23 protein-coding genes are annotated in these 20219 nt (G+C 68.2%); 6 read left to right on the forward strand and 17 right to left on the reverse strand.

Features of this window, described 5'->3' with window-relative positions:
* The first annotated feature begins 97 nt into the window (after window positions 1-97).
* The 4 genes from VH571_RS12975 to VH571_RS12990 all read left to right on the forward strand — a co-directional run bounded on the left by VH571_RS12975 (window position 98) and on the right by VH571_RS12990 (window position 3851).
* Window positions 98-991, forward strand: coding sequence for an ABC transporter ATP-binding protein (locus tag VH571_RS12975; RefSeq protein ID WP_123940712.1), 894 nt, complete (start codon window positions 98-100; stop codon window positions 989-991).
* Entirely contained in the window at window positions 988-1800 is an 813-nt protein-coding gene (locus VH571_RS12980; RefSeq protein WP_423264935.1) for an ABC transporter permease, read from the forward strand. The genes VH571_RS12975 and VH571_RS12980 overlap by 4 nt, the downstream gene beginning before the upstream one ends.
* Before the next feature lie 96 nt (window positions 1801-1896).
* Complete coding sequence (locus VH571_RS12985; protein WP_423264936.1) at window positions 1897-3138, forward strand: sensor histidine kinase; 1242 nt, start codon at window positions 1897-1899, stop codon at window positions 3136-3138.
* On the forward strand, window positions 3135-3851 hold the full coding sequence (locus VH571_RS12990) for a response regulator (protein ID WP_423264937.1): 717 nt from the start codon (window positions 3135-3137) through the stop codon (window positions 3849-3851). Before VH571_RS12985 ends, VH571_RS12990 begins: the two co-directional genes overlap by 4 nt.
* Before the next feature lie 2 nt (window positions 3852-3853).
* Here the strand turns inward: VH571_RS12990 and VH571_RS12995 are convergent, their stop codons facing one another.
* The 10 genes from VH571_RS12995 to VH571_RS13040 form a co-directional block, all read right to left on the reverse strand.
* Window positions 3854-4978: a YhjD/YihY/BrkB family envelope integrity protein gene (locus VH571_RS12995; protein ID WP_423264938.1), complete on the reverse strand. Its 1125-nt coding sequence runs from the start codon at window positions 4976-4978 to the stop codon at window positions 3854-3856.
* A gap of 24 nt (window positions 4979-5002) precedes the next feature.
* Window positions 5003-5281, reverse strand: coding sequence for a DUF3618 domain-containing protein (locus tag VH571_RS13000; RefSeq protein WP_055961236.1), 279 nt, complete (start codon window positions 5279-5281; stop codon window positions 5003-5005).
* Window positions 5278-5670 carry a phage holin family protein gene (locus tag VH571_RS13005; RefSeq protein ID WP_055961238.1) on the reverse strand — a complete coding sequence of 131 codons (393 nt, stop codon included), beginning with the start codon at window positions 5668-5670 and terminating at the stop codon, window positions 5278-5280. The genes VH571_RS13000 and VH571_RS13005 overlap by 4 nt, the downstream gene beginning before the upstream one ends.
* 8 nt (window positions 5671-5678) lie before the next feature.
* On the reverse strand, window positions 5679-5948 hold the full coding sequence (locus VH571_RS13010) for a hypothetical protein (protein WP_084816065.1): 270 nt from the start codon (window positions 5946-5948) through the stop codon (window positions 5679-5681).
* 98 nt (window positions 5949-6046) lie between these two features.
* Window positions 6047-7024 (reverse strand): prenyltransferase, encoded by a 978-nt coding sequence (locus VH571_RS13015; RefSeq protein WP_423264939.1) that lies wholly within the window; start codon window positions 7022-7024, stop codon window positions 6047-6049.
* Window positions 7021-7362 (reverse strand): lycopene cyclase domain-containing protein, encoded by a 342-nt coding sequence (locus VH571_RS13020; protein ID WP_423264940.1) that lies wholly within the window; start codon window positions 7360-7362, stop codon window positions 7021-7023. Before VH571_RS13020 ends, VH571_RS13015 begins: the two co-directional genes overlap by 4 nt.
* On the reverse strand, window positions 7359-7727 hold the full coding sequence (locus VH571_RS13025) for a lycopene cyclase domain-containing protein (protein ID WP_423264941.1): 369 nt from the start codon (window positions 7725-7727) through the stop codon (window positions 7359-7361). The genes VH571_RS13020 and VH571_RS13025 overlap by 4 nt, the downstream gene beginning before the upstream one ends.
* Complete coding sequence (crtI, locus tag VH571_RS13030; protein WP_423264942.1) at window positions 7727-9427, reverse strand: phytoene desaturase family protein; 1701 nt, start codon at window positions 9425-9427, stop codon at window positions 7727-7729. Before crtI ends, VH571_RS13025 begins: the two co-directional genes overlap by 1 nt.
* The gene (locus VH571_RS13035; RefSeq protein WP_423264943.1) at window positions 9424-10299 is read right to left on the reverse strand and encodes a phytoene/squalene synthase family protein; all 876 of its coding nucleotides are present in this window, start codon (window positions 10297-10299) and stop codon (window positions 9424-9426) included. The genes crtI and VH571_RS13035 overlap by 4 nt, the downstream gene beginning before the upstream one ends.
* Entirely contained in the window at window positions 10296-11390 is a 1095-nt protein-coding gene (locus VH571_RS13040) for a polyprenyl synthetase family protein (RefSeq protein WP_423264944.1), read from the reverse strand. Before VH571_RS13040 ends, VH571_RS13035 begins: the two co-directional genes overlap by 4 nt.
* 46 nt (window positions 11391-11436) lie before the next feature.
* Here VH571_RS13040 and idi point away from each other — a divergent pair, with 46 nt between their 5' ends.
* Window positions 11437-12006, forward strand: a complete 570-nt coding sequence (gene idi / locus VH571_RS13045; RefSeq protein WP_423264945.1) for an isopentenyl-diphosphate Delta-isomerase — start codon at window positions 11437-11439, stop codon at window positions 12004-12006.
* Between the two features lie 138 nt (window positions 12007-12144).
* Here idi and VH571_RS13050 read toward each other — a convergent pair whose 3' ends face one another.
* The 6 genes from VH571_RS13050 to VH571_RS13075 are packed head-to-tail and all read right to left on the reverse strand — an operon-like array spanning window position 12145 to window position 18982.
* Window positions 12145-13614 (reverse strand): aminopeptidase P family protein, encoded by a 1470-nt coding sequence (locus tag VH571_RS13050; protein ID WP_423264946.1) that lies wholly within the window; start codon window positions 13612-13614, stop codon window positions 12145-12147.
* Window positions 13611-14504 (reverse strand): ATP-binding cassette domain-containing protein, encoded by an 894-nt coding sequence (locus tag VH571_RS13055; protein WP_423264947.1) that lies wholly within the window; start codon window positions 14502-14504, stop codon window positions 13611-13613. Before VH571_RS13055 ends, VH571_RS13050 begins: the two co-directional genes overlap by 4 nt.
* Entirely contained in the window at window positions 14494-15366 is an 873-nt protein-coding gene (locus tag VH571_RS13060) for an ABC transporter ATP-binding protein (RefSeq protein WP_055961253.1), read from the reverse strand. The genes VH571_RS13055 and VH571_RS13060 overlap by 11 nt, the downstream gene beginning before the upstream one ends.
* The gene (locus VH571_RS13065) at window positions 15363-16292 is read right to left on the reverse strand and encodes an ABC transporter permease (protein ID WP_423264948.1); all 930 of its coding nucleotides are present in this window, start codon (window positions 16290-16292) and stop codon (window positions 15363-15365) included. The genes VH571_RS13060 and VH571_RS13065 overlap by 4 nt, the downstream gene beginning before the upstream one ends.
* Window positions 16289-17368: an ABC transporter permease gene (locus VH571_RS13070; protein ID WP_233572958.1), complete on the reverse strand. Its 1080-nt coding sequence runs from the start codon at window positions 17366-17368 to the stop codon at window positions 16289-16291. The genes VH571_RS13065 and VH571_RS13070 overlap by 4 nt, the downstream gene beginning before the upstream one ends.
* A gap of 6 nt (window positions 17369-17374) precedes the next feature.
* On the reverse strand, window positions 17375-18982 hold the full coding sequence (locus VH571_RS13075; protein WP_423264949.1) for an ABC transporter substrate-binding protein: 1608 nt from the start codon (window positions 18980-18982) through the stop codon (window positions 17375-17377).
* A gap of 132 nt (window positions 18983-19114) precedes the next feature.
* On the opposite strand from VH571_RS13075, the gene VH571_RS13080 reads away from it, so the two are divergent.
* Window positions 19115-19699 carry an Lrp/AsnC family transcriptional regulator gene (locus VH571_RS13080; RefSeq protein WP_233572956.1) on the forward strand — a complete coding sequence of 195 codons (585 nt, stop codon included), beginning with the start codon at window positions 19115-19117 and terminating at the stop codon, window positions 19697-19699.
* 23 nt (window positions 19700-19722) lie between these two features.
* Here the strand turns inward: VH571_RS13080 and VH571_RS13085 are convergent, their stop codons facing one another.
* Window positions 19723-20091: a hypothetical protein gene (locus VH571_RS13085; protein WP_423264950.1), complete on the reverse strand. Its 369-nt coding sequence runs from the start codon at window positions 20089-20091 to the stop codon at window positions 19723-19725.
* Window positions 20092-20219: the final 128 nt, after the last annotated feature.

The raw sequence follows: 20219 nt of genomic DNA on the forward strand, positions 1-20219 counted from the left end.
CAGCGCCCCACGCGGCGACGGGCATCAACCGATCGGTTGATGGAGGTGTAGCCGATCCACTGTGGTGCCAGCGCGCGAGCGGCGAGAGGCTAGGGGCATGACCCCCACCACCCAAGACCACGTGATCGTGCGTGACCTCCGCAAGACGTACGGATCCTTCGCTGCCGTCGACGGCGTCAGCTTCGAGATCCGCCGAGGCGAGACATTCGCTCTGCTCGGCCCGAACGGGGCCGGCAAGAGCACGACCATCGAGATCCTGGAGGGGTATCGAGGGCGCACGGGCGGCTCGGTGACCGTCTTGGGTGAAGACCCAGCGCACGCGGGCCGCGACTGGCGCGCGCGTCTCGGCATGGTGCTGCAGTCGAGCGGAGAGAGCGGCAACGTGACCGTTCGCGAGCAGGTCGCGCACTTCGCGCGCCTCTACCCGAACCCGCGCGGCGTCGACGAGACGATCAGCGCCGTCGGCCTCACCGAGAAAGCGGGCACCCGCATCAAGGCCCTCTCAGGAGGGCAGCGCCGACGCGTCGACGTCGCCCTGGGGGTCATCGGTCGCCCCGAACTTCTCTTTCTCGACGAGCCGACGACAGGCTTCGACCCCGAGGCCCGCCACGAGTTCTGGGAGCTGATCCGCTCGCTCAAGCGCGAGGGCACCACGATTCTGCTGACCACCCACTATCTCGACGAGGCCGCCCAACTCGGCGACCGCGCCGGGGTGATCGCCGGCGGGCGGCTCATCGACATCGGCCGCATCGACGAGATCGGAGGGCAGGCGGCAAGGATCCCGGTGGTCCGCTGGCGAGACTCCTCCGGCCTCCACGAAGAGCGCTCCACGACGCCGGGGGCTCTCGTCTCTCGACTCCACGCCACCCTCGGCGACCAGCTCCGCGACCTCGAAGTCGTGCGCCCCAGCCTCGAAGACATCTACCTCGAGCTCGTGGCCGCGCACTCCCCCGCGGCGGCCGCGCTCGAGACGGTCGGAGCGCACGCATGAACGCCCTGGCCCTGGGCGTCGCACGCGCCCGCTACGAGACCCGCGTCTACTTTCGGCAGGGCGACACGATCCTCTTCACGTTCCTCTTTCCGATCATCATGCTGACCATCTTCTCGGTCGCCTTCAGCTCGGCCGGCAACATCGGCACGCTGCCCGATGGCTCCGGCGGAATCGCGCCCGCGGCCTTCTACCTGCCCGGAATGATCGCGGCCGGCATCCTGCTCTCGGGCGTGCAGAACTTGGCCGTCGACATCGCGGTCGAGCGCGGAGACGGCACGCTCAAGCGGCTGGCCGGAACACCCCTGCCAGTCGTCTCCTACTTCATCGGCAAGCTCGGCCAGGTCTTCGCGACATCGATCTTGCAGATCGTCCTGCTGATCGCCATCGCGCACTTCGCCTTCGGGGTCGAGCTTCCGACCGACCCGGCGAAATGGGCCACCTTCGTCTGGGTCTACGCTCTCGGCATGATCACGTCCGCCGTGCTGGGCATCGCGCTGTCGAGGGTGCCGCGGTCGGGCAAGAGCGCGACCGCCGTCATCATGCCGATCGTGCTCGTGCTCCAGTTCATCAGCGGCGTCTACCTGCAGTTCTCGATGCTGCCGGTCTGGCTTCAGAACTTCGCGTCGGTGTTTCCGCTGAAATGGATCACTCAGGGCACTCGCTCGGTCTTCCTCCCGGCGACGTTCGAGACCCAGGAGCAGGGCGATGTCTGGAACCTCACCGGAGTCGCCGTGGTCTTGGGCATCTGGCTGGTCGTCGGGGCCGTCGCCGCTCTGGTCACGTTCCGCTGGATCCGCAAAGACTCGTGACGCGGTGCTCATGACCAGCGGTCTCCGAAGCGGTCGGCACACCAGCCCTGTGGAGAACCTCTGCGGGCTCCTTCCGAGCCGTGGAAGGCTGTGCGCATGAACGGCAACAGATGGTGGCACACGCTCTTCGCGGTGACCATGGCAGTGCTCACGACAATCGCCCTGTCGAACCTCATCCAGGGGCACGGCGACGAGATCCGTGCCCTGGCCGCGGTGGCACTGCTGGTCGTCGCCTACGTCACGCTCGGGCGACGAGGCTTCTCCGACGAACGCCTGGGCCGAGGGTTCGCCATCATCCTGGTGCTGTGCTCCGGGGTCGCCGTCTCAGCGGATGCATCGATGGCGATCATCCAGTGCATAGCGATGCCGCTGATGTGGATCCTGCTCCCGCGCATCCGCGACGCCGTTATCGGCAACGCCGTACTCGCACTCGTGATCGGGGCGGCCATGACGTGGTCGCTTCGTCGGGAAAGCGACGGGGCCGTCCAGTCGATTCTGACCGAGGCGCTGAGCTTCGCGGGAAGCCTCGCCCTCGGTCTCTGGATCAGCCGCATCGCCGAGCTCAGCGAGGAGCGCGCCCGCCTCGTCGACGAGCTCCGAGCGGCCGAGGCGCAGGTCGAAGCGCTCGGGCGGCAGGCGGGCATCACCAGCGAGCGAGAACGCTGGGCGCGCGACATTCACGACACCATCGCCCAGAGCCTGACCGGTCTGGTGATGCTCGGGCAGCGGGCGCAGAGAGAGCTCACTGCCGCTGCCCCACGGCCGTCGGGGCCTTCGGGGCCGTCGAGCCCGCTGAGCGAGACCCTGCATCTTCTCGAAGACACCGCCCGCGAGGCGCTCGCTGAAACGCGCTCGCTCGTCGCCGCCACAGCGCCCGTCGATCTCGGCGCCGGAATCACCGCTGCCCTCGAGCGACTCGGTGCTCGCTTCGAACGGGAAACCGGTGTCGCCGTCGGCGTCGTCGCGCCGCCCGACACCGCGCAGGCCAAGCACCGATCACCCCGCGACTCCGATGTCGTTCTCCTCCGATGCGCACAGGAGGCACTCGCGAATGTGCGCAAGCACTCCGCTGCCTCGGCTGTCGAGATGCGCCTCACAGAGACGGCAGGGCACGTGAGCCTCACGATCCGCGACGACGGTCGGGGGTTCGACGCTACTCAACCCCTCGCCGGTTTCGGGCTCAATGGCATGCGCGAGCGGGTCTCCCTGGTCGGTGGGCACGTCGAGATACAGAGTCTCGTCGGCGACGGCACCATCGTGTCCGTCACGCTCCCCGACGTCGGCGAGGCGTCTGCCTCCGGTCGCCCGACTCCACTCCGAGCAGGAGTCACCGCATGATCCGGGTACTCGTCGCCGACGACCACCCGATCGTGCGGAGCGGCATCGTGGCGCTCCTCAGAGCGGCCGACGACTTCGAGGTGGTCGACGAGGCCGCTAATGGCGCCGAAGCGGTCGATCAGGCCCTACTGTTGCGGCCCGACCTCGTGGTGATGGACCTCCGGATGCCCGTCATGGAGGGCGGAGAGGCGACCGGGCGGATCCTCGCGGTTGATCCGGGTATTCGCGTCGTCGTGCTGACCACCTACGACACCGACGAGGCCATTCTGCCGGCCATCGAGCAGGGCGCGAGCGGCTACCTGCTCAAGGCCGCACCCGAGGCCGAGATCCTGGCCGGCCTGAGGTCGGTGGCCCGGGGTGAAGTCGCACTGGCCCCGTCGATCGCCGCGTCGCTGGTGCGCCGGGTAGCGCAGGGCAGGGGGCCGGCCAGCACAGGCGGCTCAGGTGACGGCGCCGGGGCCGGGGCCGGGGCGGCTGCCACCCGGGGCGTCACGTTAACCGACCGCGAGAGGCAGGTGCTGCGACTCGTCGCCAACGGTTCCACGAACCGGAAGACGGCCGATGCCCTCTTCGTGAGTGAGGCGACCGTCAAGACGCATCTGCTGCACATCTTCGAAAAGCTCGACGTGAGAGACCGCACCCGCGCGGTGACCCGCGCCATGGAACTGGGGTTGCTCGATTCACCAGGCGAGGCTCGAGGGGAGGCTCCGTGAGATCAGACGAAGTCGGCAGGATTGTCGACGGGGTTTTTCGGCTTGCGCTCCTCGTCGTCGCGGGCCGCTTCCTCCTGGTCGCGCCACTCCTCCGCCGCCTCGCGCACCTCGACCGCCTCCTCGACGTCTTTGGCGCGCTTCTCTTCCATCTTCTCGATCTGACGGGTGTCGCGCGGAGGCAACTGGATTTCTTCCTCCGCCTTGATGCCCGCCTGCAGCTCGCGCCCTCGCTCCACCTCGGCGTCGAATTCAGCACCCAGCAGAAGGGCGATGTTGGTGATCCACAGCCAGAGCAAGAAGATGATCACGCCACCGAGTGCGCCATATGTCTTGTTGTAGCTCGAGAAATTCGCGACATAGAAGGCGAAGCCGACCGAGGCAAGCGCCCAGATGAAGATGGCGAGGAACGCCCCCATGCTCATCCACCGGAACTTCGGCTGCTTGACGTTCGGGGCGAAGTAGTAGAGCACGGCGACGACGACCACGACGATGACGGCGAGCAGCGGCCACTTGACGATGAGCCACACGGTGACGGTCGCGTCACCGAGTCCGATGAAGTCTCCGACCGTGCGGGCGATGTCGCCCGAGAGCACGAGGATCAGCCCGGCGACGACGATCAGCACGACCGCCACGATGGTCACGAGCAGGTTGGTCGGGCGGAGCTTCCAGATCGGTCGGCCCTCGTCGCGGCTGTAGATGCGGTTGAGCGCGCGCCCGAACGCCCCGACATAGCCCGACGCCGACCAGATGGCGCCGACGAGACCGACGACGAAGGTGATGCCCGCTGCGTCGGAATCCGCGAGCGCCTCAACCGGCCCGCGAATGGTCTCGACGACATTCGACCCACCGAGCTGCGTGATGAGATCAAGGACCTTCTCGGTGGTGCTTTTGCCCTGACCAAACAGACCCAGGATCGACACGATCGCGAGCAGCGCGGGGAACAGCGCCTGCACGGCGAAGTACGTCAGCGCCGCAGCCAGATCGGTGCACTGGTCGCGGGTGAACTCGCGAAGCGTCTTCTTGAACGTGTAGACCCACGTCCGCTTCGTGATCTCGGGAAGGGTGTCGGGTTTGGCGTCGTCCTCGACGGGAGGGGTGTCCTGAAGGGACGAAGAGCTCTGGGCCACGGTGATCTCCGAGAAAAGGGGCGGTTAGCGGCGCGAGCGCGCGGCGAGCTTGGCGATGCCGGTGACGACTGCGGCCAGACCGGCAGCACCGGCAGCAGCCACCGCCAACACCTTGGGGTCGTTCGTCACCTTGCTCTTGGCCCGCCGGATGTTGGCCTTCGGGTTGAGGCGATCCTCGATCTCGTCGAGGGTCGCGGCGAACTCGTCACGAGTTCGGGCGACCTCGTCGGCGATGCCGGGAACAGTCTTCGGCGACTCGTCTTCGGTGCCGGGCCCCGAGGGATCCTTCGCTGCGGGGGTCATTTCGTGCCCTTCAGTGCATTCACGTCGCTCTTGAGGCTCGCGACGGTCTCGGTCGGCACGGGAGGCACGCCACGCTTGAGCGCGCGAATACCCACCAGTGCGAGGATCGCGGTGATGATCAGAAGCCCCGCCGCGATCAGAAGTGCGGCGAGCCAGGCCGGGAAGACGGTGGCAGTGGCGAGAACCGCCGCGGCGATCAAGACCTCCAGAAGGAGGAACCCGAAGAGGGCCGCGGCGGCGAGGATGCCGATGCCGACTCCTGCGGCTTTCAGTTTCGCCGTCAGTTCGGCGCGCACCAGACGGATCTCGCCCCGGATGAGGCGCGAGATCAGATCGGGCAACGACGAAAACAGGCTGCCGAGCGAACGACGCTCAGAGGAGTCAGACATCTGCGGCCTTACGGGGTGTCGTTCTTCGAGGTGGCCGACTTGACCTTCTCGGTGGCGGCGTGAGCGGCATCGGAGGCCGTCTCCTGGATCTTCTTGCCGACGATCGGGGCCTTCTCGGCCACGAAGTCTTCGGCCTTGGTCACGCCACGCTGAACGTTCGGGTCGTTCCAGACCTGGTCGGCGCGGTTCTTGATCTTCTCGTACGACTGGCGACCCGCGCGGGCACCCACTACGTAGCCCGCGGCGAGGCCGGCGACAAACAGGATCTTGCCTTTCATGGGGTTCTCCTTCTGGGGTTGTTCGGTTCGTAGGATCCTACGGTGCCACGTGCGAGGGGCGAGGGGCCAGATCCGCCATCAGTGTCAGTCAATCTTCCTCAGCCGCCGAGCACGACCCACCAGATCAACAGCATCGTCGTGACGAACCCGCAGACGAAGTTGATCGCCAAGAACCGGCGCCAGCCACGGTTCGCCTCCTCGGCGCGGTCATCGGGCACCGACCACCAGGGCGCCACCGTCACGAGGTACGGCACCACGAGAAGCGCCGCGAGGGGTCCGGGCCAGCGAGTCAGTAGCATCAAGACACCCCCGAGTGCATAGGCGACGAACGAGAACCGCACGGTCGCGCGCGCGCCGATCACGGTCGCGATCGACGCGATGCCGCCCTCGCGGTCGGCGACGACGTCTTGCACGGCCCCGAACGCGTGGCTCGCAATGCCCCACAGGAAGAACGCGCCGAGCAGGGCGTACAGCTGCGGGGTGAACGTCGCGCCCGCGAGCACCAGCCCGTAGACGGCCGGGCTGGTGAAGTGGGTGCTCGACGTCAGCGAGTCGAGGAACGGCCGCTCTTTGAAGCGGAGGCCGCCCAGCGAATAGGCGATCACCGCGAAGATGCTCACCGCGAGCACCAGCCAGCTCAACGGGCTGCCGACCGCGATCAGGAACACCAGGAACGGCACGTTCGTGAGCACGACGGCCCGCAGGATCGCACTGTGGAAGCTGCGGTCGAGCATCGCCCCCTCGACGCCGCCCTTGCGCGGGTTGCGCAGGTCGCTCTCGTAGTCGAAGACGTCGTTGATGCCGTACATGGCGAGGTTGTAGGGGATCAAGAAATAGAGGATCCCGACGACCGCGATCAGCCAGTCGACCCTCGCGAAGTCGAAGTCGGTGACCTTGAGCAGGTCACCCGGGCTCAGCGCACCGTCGGCGAAGCCGATGGTCCAGTCGTTGCCGCGACCGGCGGCGAGCCCCGGAGTGCCCGCCGATCCGAGGATGTACGCGGCGGCGAACGGGAACGCGGTGTTGATCCAGCTCAGCGGTCGGGAGACGGCAAAGAGCGCGCGAAGGGTTTTCACCGGGAGGGCCTCTCGTTCTGATTCGGGGCCGGGCGTCGTTCGAGCAGCACCCACAGCGACGGCAGCAGCACCAGGGCCGCCACCGCGTAGGCGAAGTCTTCGAGAGGGGCGATGCCGACGAAGACTCCGCTGATCTTGGCCTCGTCGTACCCGACGAGGCCGATGCCGATCATGACGTTGTCGAAGACCGCGGTCATGACGAGCAGGATTCCGGCGACGAGAGCGGCGTGGGCGAGGCTGGCTCGCGGAGCACGACGACGACGCCGCACGACGAGAGCGACAATGCCGGCCACGGCCGTGACGGCGAGGAACGGAACGTTCAGGCCCCAGTAGGTCACGGACGCTCCTCGAGAGCGGGAGAGCCAGCTCGGGCCCCGTCGCTCCGGGCACGCAGCGCCCGGGTGATCAGCGGCACGCCGGCGGCCAGGTTCATCGTCAGGTAGCAGAGCAGCGTCAAGAAGAAGAGCTCCTCGACCGGCAGCTCACGGGCGATTTGAATGCCGGTCATGAAGCTGGTCTCGCCGCGGAAGAAGACGCCGAGGCCGATTCCGAAGAGATCCCAGACCAGGAAGAAGACGATTCCGGCGACGAGCACGATGGCGGCACGGCGTGCGTCTCGCCAGAAGAACAGCGTGAACCGTCGGTCGAGCACGACCATCCCGGTGAGGGCGACGAGCAGGCCGAGGAGGTAGAGAACCGGCATCAGGGCAGGTGAGGCTCGGGCAGAGGCTCGGTGCTGGTATCGCCCCGGAGGTTCTTCAGCAGCACCTCGGCACTGATCAGGCACATGGGGAGGCCGATTCCGGGGCGCACAGATCCGCCGACGTAGTGCAGGCCACGGACCCTCTTCGACTGGTTTCCGGCACGGAACATCGCGCTCTGCGCCAGCGTGTGCGCCGGCCCGAGCATGCTGCCCGACCACGAGTTGTAGTCGTCGACGAAGTCCTGCGGGCCGCGGCTGCGGCGGAGCACAATTCGAGAATTCAGGTCAAGGACACCCGCCCATTCCGCGATCTGCTGAATGACGGCATCGCCGAGACGCTCGAGCTGCCCCGGGCCTGAATTGCCAACACCTGCGGCAGCACCATCGGCAGCGCCTTCAGAGCCAGCGGCACCCGGCATCGACCCCAGCCCGAGCTCGGGCTGCGCCGGCAGCGGCACCAGCACGAAGAGGTTCGTCTGCCCCTCCGGCGCGGTGGCCGGGTCGACGACCGACGGCTTGCAGACATAGAACGACGGCGGCTCGGGAATGCTCTTCGGCTCATCGAAGATGCGGCCGAAGTTGTCGTGCCAGTCGCGGGAGAAGAGCAGCGTGTGGTGCTCGAGCTCAGGGATCTCGCCCTCGACACCCAGATACAGCAGCAGGGCACTCGGCCCGGGGTTCTTCTCGGCCCAGTACGACTCGCCGTACGTCTGCAGCTTCGCGGGGAGGAGCTTCGTCTCGGTGTGGTGGAGATCGGCGGCGGAGACCACGAGGTCGGCGCGGAGGAGGTGCGTCATGCCGCTCGCGTCGGACCACTCGACACCGGTGGCTCGGGGGTGGAGGCCGCCGCTGGTTCGGATCCTTGTCGCTGTCGCCTCGGTGACGATCGTCACGCCGGCGTCGTGGGCGAGCCGCTCGATGCTGCCGATGACGGCACTGATGCCGCCCATCGGGTACTGCACGCCGTCGTCGAGATCCAGCGTCGACATGAGGTGGTACATGCTCGGAGTCTCGAAGGGCGAGGAGCCCAAGAAGACGGCCGGGTAGCCCAGGATCTGCCGAAGACGAGGATCCGAGACGGTGCGACCCACGAACGAGTCGAGATTCTGCAGCAGCAGCCGCGCGAGCTTGGGCAGCCGCGTCAGCACATCCCGGCGCAGCAGCGGCAGCAGGGTGCGGAACGACGTGTAGAGAAAGCGGCGCTTGGCAATGTCGTACGTGTCGCGGCTGGAGGCGAGATAGTCGCGCATGCGGGCGCCCGCGCCGGGCTCGATGCGGTCGAACAGGTCGACGTTCTTCTCGAGGCCGAGCGGGATGTCGATCGGCTCGCGCTCGCCCTCGAAGTAGACGCGGTAGCCCGGGTCGAGGGCGCGGAGGTCGAGTTCTGCCTCGGCGGTCGTGCCCATCAGGCGGAAGAAGTGGTCGAACACCTCGGGCATGAGGTACCAGCTCGGGCCCATGTCGAAGCGGAATCCATCGGACTGCCACGACGAGGCGCGGCCGCCGACCTGGTCGGACTTCTCGAGGATCGTGACGTCGTAGCCGTCGCGGGCGAGCAGCCCTGCCGAGGCCAGACCCGAGATGCCGCCGCCGATGATGACGACGCGCTGGCCGTTCTTGGCGCTCTGGCCCTTCTTGGGGCTCTGGCCGCTTTTCGAGCTCAGACCCTTTTTCGAGCTCAGACCGGACTCGGTACTCATCGGGCTCCCACCGTCGTGATGCGGCCCGCCGCCGAGGCAGCGGCGATCCGCAGTTTGACCGGGTTCGGCACCCGGATCCGCGTGTGCATCAGCTCAGACGCCGGCGTCACTGCCAAGCGTCGGTTGAGCTCGGCGAAGAGACCGTGGGCGAGAGCCACGGCGCGACGCGACGAATTCGGCAGCAGCGGGATGATCTCGCCCGACACCCGGAGGTCGTCGTCGATGTCAGCCACAAGGCGGTCGCGCTCGGCATCGGTGAACGACGTCGGGTCGACGCCCGGAAAGTAGCTGCGGCCGAGGGTCTCGAAGTCGTCGGAGAGGTCGCGCAAGAAGTTGACCTTCTGAAAGGCGGCGCCGAGAGCCCGCGCGCCGCGAACGAGCCGCTCGCTGGTGACTTTGTCGTACGACCGGCCCTGCACGAACGCCCGCAGGCACATCAGGCCGACCACCTCGGCCGACCCGTACACGTAGGTGTCGAACGACTCGGCATCGTGCTCGGACTGCTCGAGGTCGTTGCGCATCGACGTGAAGAACGGCGCGGTCAACTCGGCGCCGAAGCCGGTCTCGCGGGCGGTCGCGGCGAATGCGTGCACGACGAGGTTGGCGCTGAAGCCGAGTTGGATCGCCTGCTCGGTCTCGGCTTCGAAGGCATCGAGGATCCGGGCGCACGCCTCGGCATCATTACCCGCCTCGGCCGCCGGGCCATCGACGATCTCGTCGGCCACTCGCACCAGCGCATAGATGTTCTCGACGTGCGAGCGCACCTCGGCACCGAGCAGGCGCGACGCCAGCCCGAACGACGTCGAGTAGCTGCGGATGACATCGGCCGACGCCTCGTGGGCGACGCGGTCGTAAAGGGCCAGGCGAGTCATCGAGTCCGTTCGAGCACGGTGTCGACGATGGGGCGGAGGACGTCGCGGAGGTCGTTCGAGATGACCTCGCTGTCGAGCACGGCGAGCGCGCGGCCGGCGTGCTCGTCGATGAGACGCTCGGCCAGTGCCCGCGACCCGCAGGAGTCGAGGCGACCGCGCACGTGCTCGGCCTCCTCGCGGGTGAGGTCGGCCTTGCCGATGAACGGGCGAATGGCGAACCACTCATCGGTGGTCGCCGCGTGGGCGATCAGCACGGTGCGCTTGCCCTCGCGGAGGTCGCCAAGGGTGGTCTTGCCGGTTTCTTCTTCGACCCCGTAGACCCCGAGGAGGTCGTCGACGATCTGGTAGGCGATGCCGACCTCGCGACCGAACGCCTCGAGAGCGTCGACGACGGCGTCGTCGGCCCCGGCGAGGATCGCCCCGGCCATGAGCGGGGCCTCGAACGAATAGACGGCGGTCTTGGCGCGCTCCATCTCGAGGATTTCGGCGACAGTCGGCATCTCGGGGGCGAGGCTCAGCTCGACATCGAGCAGCTCACCGCCGGCGCTGGCGAAGATGGCGTCGTCGAGCACGTCGAGGAGTCTTGCACGAACGTCTGCCTCGCACGTGACGGCGAGGAGGAGGCGGCTTGCTCCGGTGAGAGCGAGGTCGCCGGCGATGACCCCGGCGCTCATGCCGCGGTGCTCGGCGGCCGGAGTCGAGAAACCGGCGGTTGTTGCCGTATCGCGGTAGCTGCCGGAGACGTTGGGGATGCCGCGGCGCGAGAAATCGCGGTCGATCACGTCGTCGTGGACGATGAGCGCGGTGTGCAGCAGCTCAAAAGCGGCGCCTACTGCAGCGCAGGCGTCTTCGTCTCTGCCGCCGAGACCTTCGTAGGCGGCCACGACCATGCGCGGCCGGAACCGCTTGCCGCCGATCGAATTGCGCTCGAGCACGTTCCAGAGGTCGACGTACCGGGCTCCGAGGAGAGAGGCGCGTCGCTTGCCCTCGGCGAAGAAATCGCCGAGCACGCCATCGACCCGCTCGGTCGTCGAGAGGGCTGACGCCGTAGTGTCAGAGGACGCCCCACCGTCCATAGGCCTACCTCGCATCTCTGCGAGCAGGTGATCACCGTCCATTAGGGCAGACTACCGCGAGATGAATCCCGAACCCCAGGCACTTCCCCAGCAGTCGACCGCTGCCGACACCGTTCTCCACGACGAGCTCGTGGTATTGCTCGATGAGGGGGGAAATCCCTCGGGGGTGTACCCCAAGCGCGACGTGCACACCACCGAGACGCCGCTCCACCTGGCCTTCTCCTGCCACGTCGCGAACGACGCCGGAGACATTCTCGTCACCCGTCGCGCACTGACGAAAGCCACCTGGCCCGGCGTCTGGACCAACTCGTTCTGCGGCCACCCGGCACCGGGCGAGACCCCGGCCGAGGCCGTCCAGCGTCGCGCGTTCCAGGAGCTGGGCATGGAGGTCGCCGAGATCGCGCCGATCCTGCCTGACTTCCGCTACCGCGCCGTCGACGCATCGGGCGTCGTCGAGAACGAGATCTGCCCCGTGTTCACGGCCGTCGCCGTCGGTTCGCCGCAGCCGTCGCCCGACGAGGTCGCCGAGTGGGCCTGGGTGTCTCCCGCCGACCTGCGCGCCTCGGTGGCGGCCGCACCGTTCGCATGGAGCCCGTGGCTCGGGTGGCAACTCGAGGCCTGGCCTAGCTAGCTGCCGTCGTGCGGCCGGGCGGGCTGGCTGCTGCCGCAGCCCGCGCTTGCCAATTTGCGAGTGATCCGGGGGATTCGCCGCGCGGATTCCGCCGAATCGCGCGTTTCGCTCTCGAATGTGAGGCGGGGCGCGGCCGAACTACCGAGCGCGCTCGGCCATCCAGGCCTCGACCTCGCCGGGCTCGCGGGGCAGAGCCGCCGACAGGTTGATTGACGAGGTCTCGGTCACGACGAGGTCGTCTTCGATCCGGATGCCCATGCCCCGCAGCTCGGCCGGCACCGTCAGGTCGTTCTGCTGAAAGTACAGCCCGGGCTCGACCGTGAGCGCATTGCCGGCCGACAGCACGCCGGTGAGGTACGAGGCCTGCGGCGCGTGGTTGCAGTCGTGGATGTCCATGCCGAGCATGTGGCCGGAGCGCGAGATGCTCCAGCGGCGCTGATACAGGGCAGAAGGATCCATCGCCTCGTCGACCGAGCACGTCAACAGTCCGAGATCGATGAGACCCTCGCTCAGTGAGCGCGCACAGGCATCCTGGTAGGCCTGGAACGCGACTCCGGCACGGAGTGTGTCGATACCGGCCTGCTGGGCGCGCAACACGATCGAGTAGACGTCGCGCTGCAGGCTCGTGAACTCGCCAGTGACCGGAAGGGTGCGAGAGACGTCGGCCGAGTAGAGGGACTCGAGTTCGACGCCCATGTCCATCAGCACGAGGTCGCCGTCGCGGAGGGGCCCCGTATTGGACGTCCAGTGCAGCGTGGTGGCGTGCGCCCCGGATCCTACGATCGATCCGTAAGCGGGGCCTTCGCCGTCGAGGCGCGCACGACGGGTGAAGGTGCCCTCGAGGTAGCGCTCGCCACGACCGGAGGCGCGAGCCGCCGACCACTCTCGAGCGCAGTCGTCGAAGCCGAGCACGGTTGCGTCGACCGCTGCCTGGAGCTGCCCGATCTCCCAGTCGTTCTTGATCAGGCGGAGCTCGTCGAGGGTGCTCTTGAGCAGCAGGTGCGGCTCGAAGTCGGGCCCGCAGATCGACTTGACGAGCTCGTCGACCCGGTCGTCGAGGGTCGGCAGCACGCGGACCCGCTTGGCCCGCCGAGCCGCGCTCGCGAGGTCGGCCTCGAAGTCGTCGAGGGAGCGGCACTCGATGCCGAGGGCGTCCTGCGTCTCGCGGAGCGACGGGCGCGGCCCGACCCAGAGGTCGCCGATGGCGTCGTTGCGCCAGAACTCGTCGGTCTCGCGCCCGGACGGAGCGTGCAGGTACAGCACGGCGCCGGCCTCGCCACCGGTCGTGTCGACAAGGAGCACACTCGAGGCCGAGCGGTTGCCGGTCAGCCAGAGGTGGTCGGTGCCGGGACGGAATCCGAACGAGGTGTCGTTCGACCGGGTGCGGATCTCGCCGGTCGGGATGACCAGCAGTTCAGCCGGCAGCGCCTCGGCGAGCCGGGCGCGACGCTCGGCCGTGTACGAGACGACCGGGTCGTCGGCGGCGAGCACCGGAGCGGCATCGCCCCAGCCCGCCAGCATGAAGGCGCCGTTACCGGGGAGCGGAGCGCGATTCTGCGCCCGCGGCATACGCCAGAGAGCGGACGGGTGAGCGTCGACGGTCGTCACGCGGGGGTCCTTTCGAGAGCGGCGGGCAGGGCCGCGGTCCAGTCGACGCGATCGGCCTCCGCCGGGGCGAGCGGTAGCCGGCCCGACCCGTCGGGCACCGGGATCGCCGCCAGGAGAGCACGCGTGTAGGGGTGCACCGGGTTCTGCCAGATCGTCTCGGTGTGGCCCGATTCGACGATGCGCCCGCGGTACATGACGAGCGTGCGGTCGGCGATGCGCCTGACCACCGAGAGATCGTGCGAGATGAAGAGCATGCCGGCACCGGCCTCGACGCTGAGCGTGCGCATCAGGGCCGCGACGCTGGTCTGGGTCGAGGCGTCGAGGGCCGAGATCGGCTCGTCGGCGACCAGCAGGCGCGGCCTCGCGGCGAGCGCGCGGGCGATGGCGATGCGCTGCTTCTGCCCGCCCGAGAACTCGTGCGGATAGCGGCCGACCATGGCCGGGTCGAGGCCGACGCGAGAGAGCCACTCCGCGGGATCGGACGGCTCATCACCGCGGGCGACAGCGGCCCGCACTCCGTCGCCGATCTGCTCCCCCACCGGGCGGCGGGGGTTCAGCGACGAGTTCGGGTCTTGGAAGACCATCTGCACGCCGGTCATCTCGGTGCTTCGGCGTCGCAACCCGAGCACGGGCACCTCGGTGCCGCCGAGCAGCACGGAGCCGCCAGCACGCTTCTCGATGCCGACCACCGCGCGGGCGAGGCTCGACTTGCCGCACCCGCTCTCGCCGACGAGCGCCACGACCTCGCCGGGGGCGATGGTGAGCGACACCCCGTCGACGGCGCGGAGGGCGGGTCGGCGGTATTCGACGGCGACGTCGGTCGCGGTCAGCACGGGGCCCGCGGTGCTGCGAGGGCGGCCGGTGCCGCCGGTGCGTGGCTCAGGAGTCATGGTGTCCGCCTTCTGCGAGCAGATCGTCGACGAGCTCGTCGGGGGTCTCTTCGAGCGTCGACCCGGGCAGGGCCGCCAGCAACGACCTCGTGTAGTCGTGCTGCGGCGCGGTGAACAGCTGCTCGCGCGGCGCCGACTCGACCACGACGCCCTGGCGCATGACCGTCACCACGTCGGCGACGGCACTCATCACGCCGAGATCGTGCGTGACGAGCAGCACGCTGAGCCCGCCCTCGTCGACGAGCTCGCGCAGCAGGTGCAGCACGCCGGCCTGCACGGTCACGTCGAGCGCGGTGGTCGGCTCGTCGGCCAGCAGCACGTCGGGGCCGCACGCCAGCGCGACGGCGATGGCGATCCGCTGCCTCTGTCCGCCCGAGAACTGGTGGGGGTACTTCGCGAGAGCGCCCGCAGGATCCGGCACCCGCACCCGATCGAGCAGCCCGTGCGCCTGCTCCTGCGCTGCCGCCTTGCTCAGCTTCAGGTGGTGCCGCAGGTGATCGGTGAGCTGGCGCCCGACCGTGAGCTGCGGGTGGAGGCTGGTCGAGGGATCCTGGAACACCATCGCCACTCGACGGCCGCGGATGGCGCCGAGCACCTGGCGCGACGCGCCCACGAGCTCGACGGAGTCGCCACCCGCCGAGACGGGGGTCGACAGGAGGATCGAGCCGGTGGCGGTCATGGTGTCGGGGAGCAGGCCGAGGACGGCCAAGGCCGTCATGGTCTTGCCGGATCCTGATTCGCCGGCGAGGCCGTGGATGCGACCGCGTTCGAGCGCGAGATCGATGCCGCGGACGATCGGCCGGGGGCCGTCGGGCGTGCGGAGGTCGATGCGCAGATCGGTGATGGTGAGCGAGTCGGTCACAGGGTCGGGCCTCCTCCGCGCAGCGTGCGCGACTTCGGGTCGAGGGCGTCACGGAGGGCGTCGCCGACGAAGTTGAACGCGACCACGATCGTAAGGATCGCCAGGCCCGGGAACACGCCGAGCCACCACGAGTCGAAGTTCTGGACGGCGTCGGAGACCATCGAGCCCCACTCGGGAGTCGGCGGCTTGGCCCCGAGCCCGAGGAACGACAGCCCGGACAGCAGCAGGATGGCCGTGCCGATGTCGAGACTCGCGAGCACCAGGATCGGCCCCACGATGTTCGGGGCGATGTCGCGCCAGAGCGACCGCAGCGGGCTGAAGCCGAGCAGCTGCCCCGACACGACGTAGTTCGAGGTGCGGAGCCCGAGCACGAGGCCGCGGGTCAGCCGCGCGTACGACGGCCACGACACGATCAGCGCCGCGAGCACCGCGTTGAGCAGCGAGGCGCCGAGGGCCGCCGCGATCACCATCGCGAGGATCACCGTCGGGAACGCCATCACGAGGTCGGTGACGCGCATGATCAGCTCGTCGACCCAGCGGCCGAAGAAGCCGGCGACCGCCCCGAGGATCGCGCCGATCAGCACGCTCATCACGACCAGCAGGAGAGCCAGCGGGATCGTGACGCGAGCACCCGACAGCAGCCGCGAGAACACGTCGCGACCGAGCGCGTCGGTGCCGAGGAACGTGCCCTGGCCGGGCGCCTGGAGGATCGGCAGGTCTTGCGCGAGGGGATCGTGCGGCTGGATCACCGGGGCGAGGATCGCGATGACGATCCACAGCAGGGCTACTAGCGCGCCGGCGATGCCGAGCGGGGCCGACCAGCGGCCGAGCCGCAGTCGCGGGCGACGCCAGCGGCCGGGAAGATCGAGCGCGGGATCTGACGCCTCAGCCTTCGAGAACGCCCGGTCGAGCGTGGGCCGGCTCACGACGCCAGCCTGACGCGCGGGTCGATGACTCCGTAGAGAAGGTCGACGATGAGGTTCACCAGCAGGTACATCACTCCGATCAGGAGGCCGACGCCCATGACGCCGGGGAGGTCGAGGTGCGAGGCGGCCTGGTACGCGTAGCTGCCGATGCCTGGCCAGGCGAAGATCGACTCGACCAGCACGGTGCCGCTCAGCAGGCTGCCGAAGGCGAGGCCGACGACGGTGAGGATGGGGATGCTCGCGCCACGGAGCACGTAGCTCCAGATCACTGTGCGGGTCGGAAGGCCCTTGGCACGGGCGGCCCGCACGTAGTCCTGGTCGAGGATCTCGAGCACGGCCGTGCGGACGAACCGGGTGAGCAGGCCGACCGTGTAGAGCGTCAGCACGAGTACCGGGAGGAAGAGGTGCGCGGCCGCATCGAGGAACGTGTCGAGCTGACCGGCGAGCAGAGCGTCGACCGTGTAAAGGCCGGTGATCGTCGGCGGAGCGTTGAAGTCGCTGCTCAGCCGGCCCGAACCGGGCGCGATGTGCAGCTTGAAGTAGAAGACGTAGTAGAGCACCAGGGCCAGCCAGAAGGTCGGCACGCTGAGGCCCGCGAGCGAGACGACGCGGAGCACGTGGTCGGACGCCTTGCCACGACGGTAGGCCGCGACCGTGCCGAGCACGACGCCGATGATCACGCTGAGCACAATGGCGCCGATCGCGATCTCGAGCGTCGCGGGAAGTGCCGAGGAGAGGTCGGACGTCACCGCGTTGTGCGTGGTGGTGGACGTGCCGAGGTCGCCGTGCAGGAGGTTGCCGAGGTAGGTGAAGTACTGCACCACGAGCGGCTTGTCGAGGCCGTACTCCGACCGGAACTGAGCGACGATCGCGGGGTCTTCTGCGGCCCGCTGGCCGAGCGCCGCCGCGACCGGGTCACCCGGCACGAGGTTCGTCAGGATGAACGTCACCAGAGTGACGCCGACCACCAGCAGCAGCGAGGTGATCACGCGACGCAGGGCGTACCGGGCGAAGGGGTGACCCCCGCGCGACACGGAGCGTGCGCGCGGGGGTCGGGTGGCGGTGCTGGTTGTCACAGTCGACTACTTGCTGCGGAGGGCCGCGATATCAATGGTCCATACGGCGTTGTAGACGACGCCGGTGACGTCGGACGCGGCCGCGATGTTGTTGCCCGGCTGCAGCAGCGGGATGAACGGGCCGTCGTCGTTGAGCGCCTTCTGCAGGTCTTCGAACTGCGTCTGACGCTCGTCGTTCGAGCCGCCGACCGCTGCCGCATCGGCCAGCTTCGAGATCGCCGGGTCGGCACCCGCGGCCCAGCCGGCACGCAGGCCGACGACGTTGCCCGGGGTGAAGACGAGGTAGTCGCTCGGGTCAGGGTAGTCGGGGCCCCAGTACCAGAGACCGACGGTCTCGGTGCCGTTGCGGTAGGCGTCGAGCTCGGTGGCGACCGGAGCAGGAGCGAGGTCGACCGTGATGCCCGCGGTCTTGAGCTGTGACTGCAGGCGCTGGGCGATCGTCGGGAACTCGATGCCGTTGAGCGTGATGTCGCTGGGGAAGTTCAGCGTGATCTTCTCACCGTTGTACCCGCTCTTGGCGAGGTCGGACTTCGACGCGGCCAGGTCTTGCTTGAGGGCATCGCCCTCACCGAGAGCACCGAGGAACATGCTCGGCACGACGCCGGCCGCCTGAGCGGTGCCGGTGCCGGCGATCGACACGAGGTCGTCGTAGTCGATGGCCTCTTTGACGGCCTTGACGAAGTCGGGGTTACTGGTGATCTTCGACACCTTGGAGCTCTGGTTGAGCAGCAGGAAGATCACGTTGGCCGACGGGTCGCTGGTGACGTCGACCGAGGATCCGAGCCCCGCCGCCTGCGTACCCGACAGATCGAGGGCCACGTCGGCACTGCCACCCTGCACGTTGATCTTCTGGGTGGCGCCCTCGACGTTCTGGATCACGACGCGGCCGTAGCCGGGCTGCTCGCCGTCGTACTTCTTGTTAGCCGTCAGAACGACCTTCGACGACAGGTTCAGCGAGTCGAGCACGTACGGCCCGGAGCCGGCGGAGTGGGCGTTGAGGTATCTCTCGGCGGTGTCGCTCGAGTCGGTTGCCCCACCGTTGGCCTTGACGACCTTGGAGTTGAGGATGCCGAGCGCCGGGTTGGCGAGGATCGACGGGAGCGCCGGGGTGGCGGTCTTCGTGGTCAAGATGACGGTCTTCGCGTCTTTCTTCGTGACGGTGACGCCGGCCAGGAGGAACGACGGGTTGCCCTTGAGGCCGATGACGCGCTGGAGCGAGAACACGACGTCGTCGGCCGTCATCTCGGTGCCGTCGGAGAAGGTGTGAGTGCCGTTCAGGGTCAGGGTGAACGTCTTCGCATCGGACGACTCGTCGAGGCTTGCAACGCCGTCGACGACCTTCGAGACGTCGCCGCCCTTGAAGGTGAGGAGGGTCTCATAGAGGGCCTTGTCGACCAGCTGGCCGGTCGGCTCGTACATGCGGCCCGGGTCGGCCGTCTTGAGGTCGAACGCCTTGTCGATGGTCAGCGTCTTCGACGCGCCGTCGGTGCTCGAGGCCTTGCCGGACGAGCAGCCGGCGACGACGAGGGTGAGGGCGATGGCTGCTGCACCGATCGCGACTCGCTTCGCCGTGTGCTTCGTGGTGGTGGAGCTGTTTCGCGTGGAAAAAGCCACGTGTTCCTCCTGGGGGGAAAGGGGGGTCACCTTGGACGGTGTGGAGAAACTGTGGCACGATTCCGAGCACGTCTTCACCTCAGGCCTCGATCTGTGGATAAATTGCGACTCACCCCCCGATGGGAGTACCAAGTGTCGAACACCGAGCAAGACAACCGCCCGGCCCCTGGACAAAGGGCGACCGGTCTCGATGAGGTGGATCTTCGGATCCTCGGCGTGCTCCGCGAGAACGGACGCATCTCGATGGCCTCACTCGCCGAGACCGTCAACGTGTCGAGAGCCAGCGTCTACAACCGCGTCGAGCGGATGACCGCGACCGGCGTGATCACCGGCTTCACCGCCCAGATCGACCCGGGCATGGTCGGCCTCGACGTGTGCGCACTCGTGTTCGTGACGGTGCACCCGCAGAGCTGGCATCGGTTCCGCGAGGGCATCCTGCAGATGCCCGACGTCGAGTACTGCTGCATCACGACCGGCGAGCACGACGCCATGCTGCTCGTGCGATCCCTGGATATCGGGGGGGTGCACGACTTCGTGACCGGCGTCGTGGCCGCGCGGCCCGAGGTGAAATCGGTGGTGAGCGTGGTGATCCTCGACGAGGTGGTGAGCAAGTCGTACCTGCTGCCGACCGACATTCCCGACCGCTCCGGCTCGTCGAACCGGCTCGGCATGACGCGGTTCACGACCGCGGGGAACGGGCGAGACTCGGTTCGCTGAGGCTGTGGACGTAGCCCGTTCTTCTAGCTCTCGTCCTGCGCCGACTCCTCGACGCACACACTCACGTGGCCGACGCCGTCAATCTCGAAGCGCTCCACGAGGCGCACGCCGTCCGGCCCGGTCACGACCTCGCTGCCGCCCGTGCCCGCGACGACCGAGCCGTCTTCGACGAGCACATGCACGAACGAGACGGATAGGTCGTCACCGACCCGGGTACCGACAAAACGTCCAAACGTGACGGTGTCTCCGTCGTAGTCGCCCCAGATCACGCCGTCTTTCTCGAAGTAGCGGAAGCGCGAGGGCGAATCGGGGTCGACGGGGCTGTTGGTCGACGACTCCATCACGAATCGGCGGGAATCGAGGCTGGGAGCGAGTGCTGGCTGGACGGTCACGACACGAGTATGAATGCCGGGCCGCTCCCGTTCCAGTCGAGTGCAGAACGTCCAGGATCCGGGCGCCGCCGCCGCTGCGACTGGACGAATGCGCGCCTGTTGACGCCGATCGGGCACAACCCGCTTCC

It is taken from the genome of Frondihabitans sp. 4ASC-45, from assembly GCF_049472575.1.
Taxonomy (GTDB): domain Bacteria; phylum Actinomycetota; class Actinomycetes; order Actinomycetales; family Microbacteriaceae; genus Frondihabitans.